Genomic DNA, 14,023 nt, shown 5'->3' with positions numbered 1-14,023 from the left:
AAGTATGCGCCTTACAACTTATTGACGTTGATGTAGTACAGATCCGTCGCCACGTCGAACTGATCCTTGGTCAACGTCGTCTTCATCGTCTGCCAATCCGCCGTCGGATGAATGGTCTCCCAACTCTGCTTCAAGCCTACTCGCACTGGCATGGCGAAGGCTTTTTCGTCGGCCTGCCACCGATATTGAACTGCGCCTGAGGCCTCGTCAAACTTCAGCTCCAGCGTCGGAATCGCCGTATGTCGCAGATACTGGTCGAAGACCGGCGTCAGGTTCACTCCTGTCTGCTGGTTGAAGTACTGCACGACGTCTTCCGTCATGATGTTCTGATATTTGAAGTGTTGATAGAAGTCGTGGATCAGGGCGAACCAGCGAGCGTCGTCATCTACGATACTTCGCAAGGTATTGATGAAGAGAGCGCCTTTGAAGTACTGGTCCTGTGGCGGCTCGGCGTTGGTGCCGCGAGCCGAGATGATGGGGCGCACGTTCTTTACCTTTTTCTTCAGCGAGTTGACGTACTTCACCTCGTCGTCGTGGCCATAGTTGTACTCAACGTAGAGGCACTCAAGATAGGTAGTCCAGCCCTCATGGATCCACATGTCGGACTTGTCGGCTGCGGTGATGGCGTTGCCGAACCACTCGTGGCCGCTCTCGTGAATGATGATGAAGTCGAAGCGTGGGCTGATGCCGACGCCGGTCCAGTCGGGAACCTGGTAGCTGTTCGCGAAGTGGTTGCCGTAAGCGACGGCGCTCTGGTGCTCCATGCCCGCATATGGAACTTCGATGAGTTTGTAGCCGTCTTTCTTGAAGGGGTACTCGCCGAAGTAGTGGTAGTAGGCCTTCATCATGCCGGGGACCTGCGCGAACTGACGCTTCGCTCCTTCTAGGCTCTCGGGCAGAACATAGTAGTCGAGCGGAAGGCCCTCGAACTTGTCGTCAAAGTGGACGTAGTTGCCGATGTTCAGCGCCACGTCGTAGTTGTTGATGGGGTAATGCACCCTCCAGTCCCAACGGGTGTAGCCGTCGCCGAGATCTTTCTTTCCGACGAACTTTCCGTTCGAGACATCCATCAGTCCGTTCGGTACGGCGACGTTAATCTCCATGCCCTCCTGCGGTTCGTCGCGCCACTGGTCTTTGTTCGGCCACCAGACGCTGGCGCCTTCCTCTTCGCAGGCGGTGTTGATCCAGGGATGACCGGCTGTGTCTTTCTTGAAGGTGAAGCAGCCAAATCGGCCCGTCTCCACTGGACTTCCTGAGTAGTGGACATCGATCGAGTAAGTGCGTCCAGTACGAAGTGTCTTCGGAAAGTCGACGAAGAAGGTCCCGCCGTCGCGTTGATACTTCAGCGGAGTCTTGCCCATCTCGATCTTGTCGATCTGCAGGGTAGGGAAGAGCTCGAGCTGAATGTGGGTCCCGTCTTCCAGCATCTTGAAGCGGATTGTGTTCGTGCCGCTGATGAACTTCTTTTCGGGATCGACCCGAATATCAAGGCGATAGAAGAGCAGATCGTTGTTGGCGCGATACGGCCCATAGGATCCACGCAGAAGATCCGCATGCGAAGGCTCAACCACCACTGGCAGCAGTGTCGAGGATGCCGCGGGTTGCGATGTTTGCGCGAAGAGGGGCGATGAGAGACCGCCGAGCAGAGACAACACGAGCAAGGGCCGATTCCAAACAGCATGGTTGAACATTGAATTTAGCCTACCGCGATTCATCGGGAGTTGCGCTGCAGGTCAGCGGCGCTGCTCGACGAGGGCCTTCATCGCCAGACTCTCGTCGGTATTTAAATCTGTCAGGCCCTCCGCGACGCCGACGCGGTCCTCCTCCGAGCGGTTCTGGCTGACCTTCCACTTTCCCTCGAGACGCTCAATCGCCATTTCGAGCCCGACGATGCCCTTCACCTGCGATGCGACGTAGTCCGCCGGTGCATCTCCTATCTTCCAAGGTACGGGGAAGCTGGCTTCGTGAATGCTGACCAGGCTTTGCAGATGGGCCATCAACCATTCGCTGTCTTCAATGACCTTGAGATGCCCGTAGGCGTGAACGACCGCATAGTTCCATGTAGGCACGACCTTCGCCGTCCTGGCCTTTTCGGGATACCACGAAGGTGTGATGTAGTGCTGTGGTCCGGAGAAGATCGCAAGGGCCGCGATTGAGGGAGAGAACTCCTTCCACTGCTGGTTGGCTCGCGAGATATGACCCTTTAACTGTCCGAAGGGAGTGCCATCGCGTTCGAGCACCATCGGAATATGCGACGCAAATAACCCCGAGGTTCCCATGGTAATGAGAGACGCAAATGGCTGATCTTCCATCAACTTGTGGATCACGGGGATGCGATCTTCCTGATTTGCCCGGGGAATGTACATGTCCGCTCCTCAAAAAAATAGCTCTCGGTTGCAACCGTATCACCAAAGATTGGACACAAGGCGCTCAAACGATTGCTTGTTTCTCGAAAGAATCTCTGAATCTTGGCCTATCTCGATACAATCGAATAAACCACATACATGGCAACCACATTAGTAGATCTCCCCGAGGCGGAGCTCCCCAAAGCGCAGACTCCCGAGCACCACACCACCGTGGAACAGCCCTGGCGGCCGCGCATCAATCCGTGGATCATCGCCATGACGGTCACGCTGGCCACATTTATGGAGGTGCTCGACTCCTCCATCGCCAACGTTGCCCTGCCGCACATCGCGGGCGGCCTTGGCGCGACGCAGGACGAGGCCACCTGGGTGCTCACCGCGTATCTGGTCGCCAATGCGATTATTCTGCCTGCCGGCGCCTACATGACGACCTTCATCGGACGCAAACGGTTCTACATGATCTGCGTCGCGCTCTTCGGCATCAGCTCTGCGCTCTGTGGCTTTGCGCCGTCACTGCCGATCCTTATCTTCTGTCGTATTCTGCAGGGCGTCGGCGGTGGCGGCCTCGCGCCGTCGGAACAGGCTATCCTCGCCGACACCTTTCCACCCGAGAAACGAGGCCAGGCTTTCGCCATGTATGGTCTCGCTGTAGTCTGCGCTCCCGCCATTGGCCCAACGCTGGGCGGCTACATCACCGACAACTTCGACTGGCGCTGGATCTTCTTCCTCAACGTCCCCATCTGCCTGATATCTCTCTTTTTAACCTCGCGCATCGTGGAAGACCCGCCGTACGTGAAGAAGCAGGTTGCTCTGTCGCAGAAGGGCGGGATCAAGCTCGACTTTCTCGGCTTCGGTCTGCTTGGCCTCACCTTCGGCTCGCTCGAGTTCATCCTCGACAAGGGACAGGAGGACGACTGGTTCTCCTCTCACCTCATCACGTTCTTCGCTGTCGCCATGGTCGTGGCGTTCATCGCGATGATCTGGTGGGAGCTCAAACAGCTTCGTGAAGGCCATCGGCCCATTCTCAATCTCACACTCTTCAAACGACGCAACTTCGCTATCAGTTTCCTCCTGATGTTTGTGCTGGGCTTCTCGCTCTACGGCACGACGATCCTGATCCCACAGTTCGTGCAAACCCTGCTGGGCTACACTGCAGAGCTTGCTGGTCTCGTCCTTTCACCCGCTGGCCTGATGATGATGTGCATGATGCCGATCGTCGGTATTCTCGTCGGCAAGGTCGATCCACGGAAGCTCATCGGCTATGGCTTTGTCATGCTGACGTTGTCACTCATCACGATGCACACGCTCAACCTCGGCGTGAGCTATGGGTATCTCGTCTTCGTGCGCTGCTTCCAGGCGTCGGGCCTCGCGTTCCTCTTCATTCCGATCAACACCATCGCGTACATCGGCGTGAAGCAGTCCGAAAATAACGACGTCTCCGGTTTGACCAACCTCGCGCGTAACATTGGCGGATCAGTCGGAACGGCGTTTGTCGCTACGATGTTGACACGCCGCTCAGCGGCGCACGAGACCCACATGGTTCGCAACCTCACCTCGGGGAACCAGGCCTTCATGGACCGCGTGGCGAAGCTGAAGGGCATATTTGGCGGTCACACCAGCGGTAACCCGATGACAGGCACCGGCTCGCACACTGCCCAGGCCTATCTCTACAACGAGCTGCACCGCCAGTCGGGCATGCTCGCCTATCTCGACATCATCCAGTACATGGCGATCTTCTGCGCGTGCATGTTGCCGCTACTCTTCTTCATTCCTCGCCCGCCGAAGCACGCCAGCGCATCCGCCGGCCACTAAAACCAGGGAAACCGACACCGTAGTTCGCGTCGATTCAATAAGTCCGTCAAAAGTCAGAGCACGCTTCCCAAACCCAAGATATCTCAGGCACTTGGTAGGCACCGTTGTGCAGGACAATTCCGACCAGAGTAGAGTCTTGTTCGCCCGTTGTGAAACACGCACCATTCAGATACAGACGGCATCTTTATGGATTAGATATGACTTCTTGACGAATTCATTATGTGGCTCTCATTAGGCTCTGGACATAGGCGTCCTGCAGCCATGCTATTCCTCGCGTCGGCTGTGGCCGCCAGGAATGGAGAAGCACCAGTGAAAACAACAATGAAGTCACGCGTTCAACGACTCGGACTGATTGGATTTACCTTTGGAGTAGGCCTGACGTTGAGTGCGCGAGATCTTGGGGCACAGACCCAGATCGCTGATCTGCGGACCGCAGTGGAAGAGACCGGGACAGTCCAGAATCAGACGACCTCGAAGCAGACATCACAGGATCAAAAGATCCAGCAACTACAGGACAAGCTGGAGGAGATCCAGAAAGAGCTGATGGATCTCAAGCAATCCAGCTCCGTCGCGCCGGAGACGCATCACACCACCACACCAAAGGCCTCTGTTACCTCATCCGACCTCAGCGAGGCGGAGCCTGAGAGCACCGACCCGTCTAATCCCCACTCGGAGCCGTTCGCCTTTGCCGATTTCACATGGCTAACTGGCAATGCCCGGACGAAAGATACGCCATATGCAACCAAGTTCTTCACTCCGGAGATACGTTCGGACGCGAACTATACGTACGACTTTCGCCATCCTCAGGACGATACGATCAGCGGGTCGAGCGAAATCTTCCGCTCAAGTGAAGTGCAGTTGACTCAACTCGGAGTCGGTGGCGACTTTCACTACGACAACGTGCGCGCTCGCGTTATGACGCAGTTTGGCCTCTACTCCCAGACCACTCCGCGCAACGATGCAAGCACTGCACGCGGACAGTGGAACCTGGCAGATGCATATCGCTATCTCTCAGAAGCTTATGGCGGGTATCACTTCAACGTTCAACACGGAATCAACGTAGACGCCGGTATCTTCATGTCCTACGTTGGACTCTTCTCCTACTACCAGTTCGACAACTGGGCGTATCAGCCGTCGTATGTATCGTCCAACACTCCCTGGTTCTTCAACGGCGTGCGTGTGCAGTGGTTTCCAACGGCGAAGTTGAAGATCGAACCGTGGTTCATCAATGGATGGCAGTCGTATGGCCGGTTCAACAATCGGCCCGGTCTCGGCGGACAGATCCTGTACCGGCCCAACGGTAACTGGTCGATCGTTGGCAACCAGTACGGCTATGGCGAAGACGCTCTCGGCATACCTTCCCGTACCCGCTACCACACCGACGACAGCGTTCAGTACAAGTATTACGAACGGCACGACTCATTCATCAGCAAGGCCGCGGCCTCACTCACCGGAGACGCGGGTTGCGAGAGCGGAGGCGGTGTAAGCTGCTTCGGTAATGGCAAGACTGGCCCCAAGCAGAGCTTCCTCGGCTTCATGGCTTACAACCGCTTGTGGTTCGATCGGGATCGTTACGCCTTGACGATTGGCGGAGGACGCATCAATAACCCCGGCCGCTATCTCGTGTTGTTACCGCCGATCAATGGAGCGACTGCGGCCTCTGGAACACCGTATTTCACAGAGAACCCAGGGGATCCATATAAGGCGTGGGACGTCTCCGTCACGACAGACTACATGCCCAGCCAGTACTTCACCTATCGGCTGGAATACAACCACCGTGCGGCCAACGTGCCGTACTTCAGCGGCCCCGGAGGTGTAACGCCTCCCGGAGGAAACACCGGAGCTCCGGGCTCTCTTGTGCCTGGCTGGAATCCCGATCTTCGCAACAGCGAAAACCGTATCACTGGCGCCTTCCTTGTGAAGTTCTAACAGTCAACGCACTACCCCACGTAACATTAAGGCCTGCGGTAATTACCGCAGGCCTTTTTTTAAATTCACTCGTCGTCGCAGAGCTACTTCGTTGATCCAAGCACTGGCTTGTCCAAGCCGCGAAGAGCGGCTCCCATTCTTCCCTGAAGATCGAAGACCACCACGTCATTCTTACCTTCGACCATCCACGGAGCCGGTGCGTACAGCGTCTTCTGAGGGCCGACATTCCAGATCCGGCCCAGCGCATGGCCGTTAAGCCAAAGCTCCCCCTTCGTAAACTCGCTGGTATCGAGAAAGGTATCGCCAACCGTCTTCAGATCGAAGTACGTCCGATAGAAACATGCACCTTCGCAAGGCTCCTTCGAAAACTTCAACCCGGCAATGTCCTGCATGGGTAACGGATAGATCTCCCAGCCAGTAAGTGCACCACCGGCCAGTGTCACCTGCCTGGTAATACCGGCACGTTCGCCACCGATTGACTTGCCGAAGTTAACCCGGCCAGTGTTTTCCACCAGAATATCCAGACGAGCATTCTTACCGGCAGCAGGAAGCGTAAGACGATCCTGCTTCAACCTTCGATCCAGCGTGCCAACCAATTTGCCATCCACATAGATCAACGCGTAACTGTGTAGCTGGTCGAGCACAAGTTCCCCACTGGTCGCTCCCTTCAACGTGGTGCGGTACAGAATGTATCCATACGCCTGATCCACATCCTCCATGCTCAAAACCTGCTCGGAGTGGATCGGCGCGGGGAGATTTTTCCATAGCGAGGCGGCCTCCATCATCTTCGCCTCGGGAGTACGGATCGCCGGTGCGATCGTCGGAACAGGCGGAGCGGCAACGTCAGTCGCCTTTGCAATCAGATCGCGAAACACAAAGTACTTTGGAACTGGCCTGCCACTCTCATCCAGCGCAGCGTCGTAGTTGTAGCTCGTTACGTCCGGCTCATAGCTGCCCTTCCCATCGCTGTTCGCGCCGTTCATCCAGCCAAAGCTGGTTCCGCCATGAAACATATAAAAGCTCACCGAATAGCCATGCGACAACATCCACTGCAGATTCGCGGCCTGGTTGTCAGCGTTTGTCTCTGCGTGTTTGCCGCCCCAATGATCGAACCATCCAGCCCAATACTCACTGTTGAACGAGGGGCCACTCGGGCGAAACTTTTTCAGCGTTGCAAATGCCGCCTTCGCGTCGCTATCGTGCTCACCACCAAAGTTGATTGCAACCGGGAGCTCCGGCAACGAGCCGGCAGGGGCTTGTTCAGGTCCATCCGCGGTATAAAGTTGCGATTTCGTAAATCCCGCATCGACCAACAGCTTATGAATCTGCTCCATGTAGGAGTGGTCATCGCCAAACGAACCATACTCATTCTCCACCTGCGTAAGAATGATCGGTCCACCGTTTCCTATCTGCAGCGGAGCAAGCTCTTTACCAAGCCGTGTCGTCCATCGAGCAACCGCAGCAATGAACTTCGGATCGCCGGTGCGCACCACCATGTCGTGATCCTTCAGTAGCCACGCCGGAAATCCGCCAAACTCCCACTCGGCGCATACATACGGTCCAGGGCGCAGGATCACATAGAGTCCCTCCTGCTGCGCCTCGCGCACGAACTCCACAACATCGTTGTTCCCGGAGAAGTCGTACTCCCCTGGCCGTGGCTCGTGCACGTTCCAGAAGACGTAGGTCGTAATTGTGTTCAACCCCATCGCCTTCGCCATGCGAAGACGCTCGCGCCAGTACGCCCGCGGGATTCGCGGATAGTGCATCTCTCCAGAGATCACCTGAAACGGCTTTCCATCGAGCACATAGTGATCGCCATCTACCGCGAACTGGTGCGCCTGCTGAGCCTGCACGTAGCCACGAACAAAAGCTAAGAAACAAAACAACACCAACGCAGAAAGTCTTCGGCGCATTCAACCCTCGCAGGTACTAAATTGGCAGAGGCCCGCAATGACTGCGAGCCTCTAAAACAACGCCAATTCTACGCGTTTAAACCGGGAAGGGATTACGTTCCGCAAACTGCGCCTGATGCCAGTACGGATAGCCCAGGGGAACTTTGCTCGCCTCATCCAGCTTGGCGATCTGTTCCGGAGTCAGCTTCCAGCCAACAGCTCCGAGATTTGCCTTCAACTGTTCCTCGTTGCGTGCGCCAATGATCAGCGTCGACACGGTAGGCCGGCGCAGCAGCCAGTTCAGGGCAATCTGCGCAACCGTCTTGCCTGTCTCTTCCGCGACCTCATCCAGCGCGTCTACGACCTTGTAAAGGTACTCCTCAGGAACCTGCGGCCCAATATCAACCACCACTTTGGTGTTGAGACGGCTGTCCTTCGGAATTCCAGTTTCGCGGCGAATCCTGCCCGTCAGCCTGCCCCATCCAAGCGGCGACCAGACCAACGCTCCAACGCCCTGGTCCACGGCAAGCGGCATCAACTCCCACTCATAGTCGCGGCCAACCAGGGAGTAGTACACCTGGTGTCCAACATACTTTGACCAGCCATACCGCTCGCTCACACTGAGTGATTTCATGAGATGCCAGCCCGAAAAATTCGAGCACGCGATATATCGAATCATGCCCTCGCGCACCATCTTGTCGAGGGTATTCAGCGTCTCCTCCACCGGCGTCGTCGCATCGAACCCATGCAGGTGGTACACATCAATGTAGTCTGTCCCCAGGCGCTTCAAACTCCGCTGCACAGACTGGATCAAGTGATACCGGCTCGACCCGACATCGTTTGGCCCATCACCAAAGCGGAACGTGGACTTGGTCGAAATCAGCACATCCTTGCGCTTGTGGTGTTTGATCGCCTTACCCAGCGCCGTCTCGCTACCGCCATTCGAATAGATGTCGGCCGTATCGAAGAAGTTCAACCCCGCATCCATACAGATGTCGATGATTCGCTTCGCCTCGTCTTCAGACGTCTTACCCCAGGCTTCAAAGAACTCGCCCTTCGTCCCAAATGTTCCTGCACCGAAGCAAAGCTCCGGCACCTTAAAACCTGATTTACCAAGCTGTCTATATTCCATAGAATTTGGATGCTGCCGCCGCCCTCTCCGTTTATAAATTTTTACGCGTCGCTGCCGTTCATTGTCAGCCACCTAACCAACCACTTGAATATAAGTTAAATACTTTCGGTCTCCGACTGAGGTGAATGGCACCAGATTGACCGGACCGTGTGCAGCCTCCATCCTCCACTCGCTTGCACCGGCTTGCCGTACAGCAAGAACATTCGCCCTGCTCGTCACCACGGGATCCGTTGCCAGCGCAAACAGCACTCTCGGCCCGAACATGACTGCAGCGGTCTCGGGATGCGCCTGATCCAATACCTCAATCCGCGGCCTCATTGGCAAGACCAACGTCACGACATCGCCAGTACGCCATTTGCGTCGAATCGTGGCGAACCCGGCCACCGCCTTCAATGAAGCCGAACGTCCATTCACCTGTGCGGTTGCCCCATCAGCCCAGGCAGGGATCCGCAGTTTGAGTGAAAACCCAATCGGCTGCGAAGTCTTCATACGCAGGCGAACTTCCGGCGTATCTGGATATGTCCCATCCAGTTCCATCTCAACCTTGGCCTCGCCTTCGGTCCAGTGCAGTACGGACGGTAGATAGAGATTCACCCAAACCGCTCCCGGCTCACGAAAGTAGCCATTGATCCAGTAGTCTGCCACGACCTGTGGCAGCGTTCCTGAGCAGCAGGGCCAGCGATGGTTCGAATAAACCCGCTCCGCTGCGGAGATCGGCTCCTGATTCGAAGAGATTTGGAGAGAGTCGGCAGCTGCCTTAGGACGCGAATGATAGTCCGAATAGTAGAAGGCGCGTCCATCGGGCTGCAGCGGCATCGCCCCCAGCACCGTGTTGTACATCACCTGCTCCATGCTGTCCCCGTACCGCCCGTCTCGCGTGCAGCGCAGCAGATAGCGAGTCAGCTTCATGTGAGCGTAAGCTCCGCACGGTGTCTCGAAGCTGTTGTGACTCTTTGCGAGGCTCGCGAATACCTTTCCCGATCCCGGCGCCTGCAGCATCTCATCCGGTCCCCACCCACCAGTCGCAAAACTCTGAGACGTCAGCATGTCGAACGCATTTTTTGCCGCTCGCAGATGCTTTTCGCTCCCCCCGACCATGTATGCCTGCATCGCCGAACACAGCGCATTCACATAACTGTATGCGTGCCTGCCTCCCAGCACGTTCTCACCGCGCGCAAGGGGATCGAAGTAGGTTGTGTCATCCAGATAAGCTCCAGCCATCTCGCGATAGACAGATCCCTCGACTCCCATTTGTGCCGAAACGAGATACAAATTCTCAGGCAGCGTGTAGCTTTCGTCCCAGGTCCAGGAAATGTCTTTTCCCTGCCGCCATACGACCTCTCTATCCACAGCGCGTCCCGGCAACTCTGGCAACGCCGCCTTGCGTGTACGCTCCAGAATCTCTAATGCATCGTTATCACCGGCCAACCGATGCGCATCCATCAAGCCGCACGCCAGCTTGTCGAAGCAGTAGGCCGGAAAACGGTTCTTCGCAAAATATTCCGTCGAAATCGTCTGCGCGTATAGCCGGTTCAGCCGAACTGCCCGCTCGCCCAACGACCGGTCCCCCGTAATCGCGCCCATCCGCGACAAAGCCGATACCCACTGGCCAAAGGTAGCGCTTGGGGCCAACCCGGCGTCGTCTTTCCTGTAGTCATAGTTCGCCCGGTACTGGTACCACCCGCCGATATCGTCACCCGGCGTATCCTGGCCCACCATCTTGCGAAACGGCATGAGCAGACTATCGTCGCTTAACCCCATCAGCACAGAGCGCACGTTCTCCAGCTGTGCCAGATGCAATGGGCTTTTCAGCCTTACCTGGTCGTAACTAACCTCCTCCAGCGGTCGGGCACCCCTTGCCGCGTCAACCCCGGCAGCGAACCCCATCCGCTGAAGCGCTCCACCAGTGATGACAGCAGCCCCACCCCGCAAGACGTCGCGCCTGGAGATCTCCGAGTTCATCCCAACATTGTCCGCCTACATAACCGACCCTGTCACTTACGGAGCCATCGAAAAAGCTTCGAACCCGCTGGCGAAGACTCTACTTCGCCGCAACTTTCGGCAGATTCGTTGTGGCATCACGAATGACCTTCCATCCAGCCGCGGTCTTCTCCATCACAAGCAAGTAATATCCATCCGCGTTGCCACCGCCAGCACTCGTCCGTTCCAGGTGGAAACGGCCCGTCACAGTAGCAAATCGCTCATCGAGCGACTGCACCTCAACCTCCGTGAAGCTGAGCGTTCCCATCTTCTCGCGTGTCGAAAAGATCTTGTGATATCGCGCCACCATTGCCGCGTAGCCTTTGTCGATGGGCGCGCCCATAAACAAAATATCGGGTGAATCTTTATAACCGGTGGCAAAAGCGTCAATATCTCCCCGATTCCAATCCGCAGCCTGCTTATCCAACAACGCGCGGATCTGCTGATCATCTTGCGAGCTGCCCTGGGCCAACGTCCGGGGCGCGTTCGTAAATAGGGTTACAACAAACAGCACGATGAGAGCACGAAGAATGCGCACAGGCAGAAACTCCTTGAGTAGACGTTGAATGAATTTAGATCAACGCATTAGATCAATACAACCGAAGCCACAGAATACTGAGATGGAACTCAGCAATACTATCGCCGGCCCCGTCGGCTGCCAATGGATGAATTTACAGTGGACACCTTAAGCCTCCACCGGCTTATCCACCTGCGACTGATAGATCTCCTCAACCCGCTTCACTGTGTCGATCTCGTCGACCGGCTTATCCGTTCTGATCCGCAGGATTCGTGGAAACCGCATTGCAAATCCACTCGCGTGCCGCCCACTTCTCATGATGTTGTTGAATGCAACCTCCAGCACCATCAATGGTTCAACCGTTCGGAAGAATCCTTGGTCTTCCAGCGTATGCTCCATCATCCACGTGCTCATCTCATTAATCTCACTATCGGTCAGGCCGGAATACGCCTTCCCTACATTCAGCAGTTCGCCATCAGGACCACGCACTGCGAATGTATAGTCACTCAAGATTCCAGCGCGCCTTCCATGTCCGAACTCCGCGCCCGTCACGACCACATCCAAAGTTGCCAACTCACGCTTCAGCTTCACCCATGCAAGGCCTCGCCTCCCGGGCTGATACGCCGACCCCGCCGCCTTCAGCATCACGCCCTCATTCGCTCGCGCACGCGCTTCTGCATAGGCACGATCAATATCCTCAGCCGATTCCACCAGCCGTGATGGCGAGATCATCAGCCGCTCCACGTCAGCGCTCTCCTCGCCCGCAAACAATACCGCCTGCGAGCTCCTTGCTCGTTCATCCACCACCACCGGCGATGCCACCCGCTCCACAAGCGCCTCCGCCACCGCCTCCAGGCGATTGCGCCTCTCCCGCAGCGGCAGTTCGAGCAATAGTTCGCCATCCGCATACATAAGATCGAACGCCATAAATATCACTGGCACCTGCCCACGCATCTCATTCGAGACCTTCTTCCGTCCAATTCGCGTCCCCAACAAGGCGAACGGCAGCGCCCTGCCTGCCTCCAGGTCCCACCCCAGAATCTCTCCATCGAAGATCAGGGCTCCATCGTGCTGCGGATCAACCCGCGCAAACGCCTCTTCCAACTCCGGAAAGCTAGCCGTTACATCTTCGCGATTACGAGAGTAGATCGCCACACGGCCCGACTGACTCGCATCCCCACAGTGCACCTGCGCACGCATCCCGTCGTATTTGTCCTCAAGAAACGCCGCAACGCCTCGCACTTCTTTGAAAATTTTCCCATCATCACTATCTTCCGCCTCGACCGCGATCACATCCGCGGGCGAAGCATCTCTAAACTCCTCCGCCTCTACATCCGAAGCCTGAGGAACAAAATCTCGTCGCGGCTCTTCGGCTTCAGCCTCGACGGCGACGGCGACCTCAGTCTCACGCTCCGGATCAAGTTCAAGAGCCCGCAGCAGACTCTCTTCGGCCTGCATTTTCTTTCCCTTCCGCGGCTTCTTCTCCTTCACCACCGGCACCTTCGCAGGCTTCTCCGTAAATCGCTCAATCGCTTCTTCAGGAGTCTCCACCGGCGACGCGAGCATGAACCCTAGCGGATGAAACAGCCGCATCCGCGCCTCATCCAGCGTCCCATCAAACGCCCGGCGAACCGCCCCGGCAAGATCCGCCTCCAGCATCACCGCTCGCCGAACCGCCTCCACGGACGCGCCCGCGGCAACCGCAATCGCCTCCTCAACGAGACTCTGCTTTACCCCAATCCGCATGTCACCCAACATCAGCTTCAGCAGATACTTCGCCTCAAGCGGCGTGGCCCGACGCAATAGTCCCTCCACCAACGCCGCCCGAATCGCCGTCGTTTTGGCAACCGCCATTCCAGCAAACACGTCAGACACCTCCGCCAGCGTCAGCTCAGACGTCTTCGCTGCACCGCCGTCGATCAGCAGATCGAACGCAGCCGCCCCCATGTCTCCATGCCGCCGGTAGGCCGCGGTCAAAACCGAATCACTCGCTCTGCTCACCGTCAGCAACGCCTTCGATAGCAGCGCTCCACCGGCGTTTAGCTTGCGCGGATCCGCCTCCGCAAATGGTGTCCCTGCAACATACAACGCAAACCACCCGGCATCTTCACTCTCCGGTGTCGCCCGATGTACTACAGAGATAGCCTCTGCAATAGCGGAGCGCTTCTTCAACCGGCCAGCCTCCCGCGACAGCTCCTCCGCAACCGTCGCAACTGCAGAAAACAAAGCCATTCCGCACCAGCCCTCTCCGCAAACTGTTCCCAAACGGGATTCTCCTCTAAAAGATGCATTCCGCATCATCCGGGTCAGGAGTAACATCTAAAGAGACATGTACGCAGCCGCAAATCCGGTGTTTACCCCCCGCGTGACCGAGTCTCTCGACCGTCACGACTTTGCC

The 14,023-nt window shown here is 56.8% G+C and carries 9 protein-coding genes; 2 read left to right on the top strand and 7 right to left on the bottom strand.

Going from position 1 to position 14,023, the window contains the following annotated elements; all coding sequences use genetic code 11:
* Positions 1 to 11: 11 nt before the first annotated feature.
* Positions 12 to 1,655 carry a M1 family metallopeptidase gene (locus RBB82_RS10745; RefSeq protein ID WP_433975364.1) on the bottom strand — a complete coding sequence of 548 codons (1,644 nt, stop codon included), beginning with the start codon at positions 1,653 to 1,655 and terminating at the stop codon, positions 12 to 14.
* 78 nt (positions 1,656 to 1,733) lie between these two features.
* A complete protein-coding gene (locus tag RBB82_RS10740) occupies positions 1,734 to 2,366 on the bottom strand; it encodes an FMN-binding negative transcriptional regulator (RefSeq protein WP_433975125.1) in 633 nt (210 codons plus the stop codon).
* A 138-nt stretch (positions 2,367 to 2,504) separates the two neighbouring features.
* On the opposite strand from RBB82_RS10740, the gene RBB82_RS10735 reads away from it, so the two are divergent.
* Together RBB82_RS10735 and RBB82_RS10730 are read left to right on the top strand one after the other, a co-directional pair.
* Positions 2,505 to 4,175: a DHA2 family efflux MFS transporter permease subunit gene (locus RBB82_RS10735; RefSeq protein ID WP_433975124.1), complete on the top strand. Its 1,671-nt coding sequence runs from the start codon at positions 2,505 to 2,507 to the stop codon at positions 4,173 to 4,175.
* A gap of 309 nt (positions 4,176 to 4,484) precedes the next feature.
* On the top strand, positions 4,485 to 6,104 hold the full coding sequence (locus RBB82_RS10730) for an outer membrane beta-barrel protein (protein ID WP_433975123.1): 1,620 nt from the start codon (positions 4,485 to 4,487) through the stop codon (positions 6,102 to 6,104).
* 83 nt (positions 6,105 to 6,187) lie between these two features.
* Here the strand turns inward: RBB82_RS10730 and RBB82_RS10725 are convergent, their stop codons facing one another.
* The 5 genes from RBB82_RS10725 to RBB82_RS10705 all read right to left on the bottom strand — a co-directional run bounded on the left by RBB82_RS10725 (position 6,188) and on the right by RBB82_RS10705 (position 13,857).
* Positions 6,188 to 8,017, bottom strand: coding sequence for a glycoside hydrolase family 35 protein (locus RBB82_RS10725; RefSeq protein ID WP_433975122.1), 1,830 nt, complete (start codon positions 8,015 to 8,017; stop codon positions 6,188 to 6,190).
* A 76-nt stretch (positions 8,018 to 8,093) separates the two neighbouring features.
* Entirely contained in the window at positions 8,094 to 9,128 is a 1,035-nt protein-coding gene (locus RBB82_RS10720) for an aldo/keto reductase (RefSeq protein WP_433975121.1), read from the bottom strand.
* A gap of 72 nt (positions 9,129 to 9,200) precedes the next feature.
* On the bottom strand, positions 9,201 to 11,090 hold the full coding sequence (locus RBB82_RS10715) for a beta-L-arabinofuranosidase domain-containing protein (protein WP_433975120.1): 1,890 nt from the start codon (positions 11,088 to 11,090) through the stop codon (positions 9,201 to 9,203).
* A 79-nt stretch (positions 11,091 to 11,169) separates the two neighbouring features.
* Positions 11,170 to 11,646: a YybH family protein gene (locus RBB82_RS10710; RefSeq protein ID WP_433975119.1), complete on the bottom strand. Its 477-nt coding sequence runs from the start codon at positions 11,644 to 11,646 to the stop codon at positions 11,170 to 11,172.
* A gap of 147 nt (positions 11,647 to 11,793) precedes the next feature.
* Positions 11,794 to 13,857, bottom strand: a complete 2,064-nt coding sequence (locus tag RBB82_RS10705) for an ATP-dependent DNA ligase (protein WP_433975118.1) — start codon at positions 13,855 to 13,857, stop codon at positions 11,794 to 11,796.
* Positions 13,858 to 14,023: the final 166 nt, after the last annotated feature.

The sequence above is a fragment of the Tunturiibacter lichenicola genome (genome assembly GCF_051013355.1).
Taxonomy (GTDB): Bacteria; Acidobacteriota; Terriglobia; order Terriglobales; family Acidobacteriaceae; genus Edaphobacter; species Edaphobacter lichenicola_F.
The sequence above is the reverse complement of the archived record's forward strand: the minus strand, read 5'-3'. Positions and strand labels throughout refer to the sequence as shown.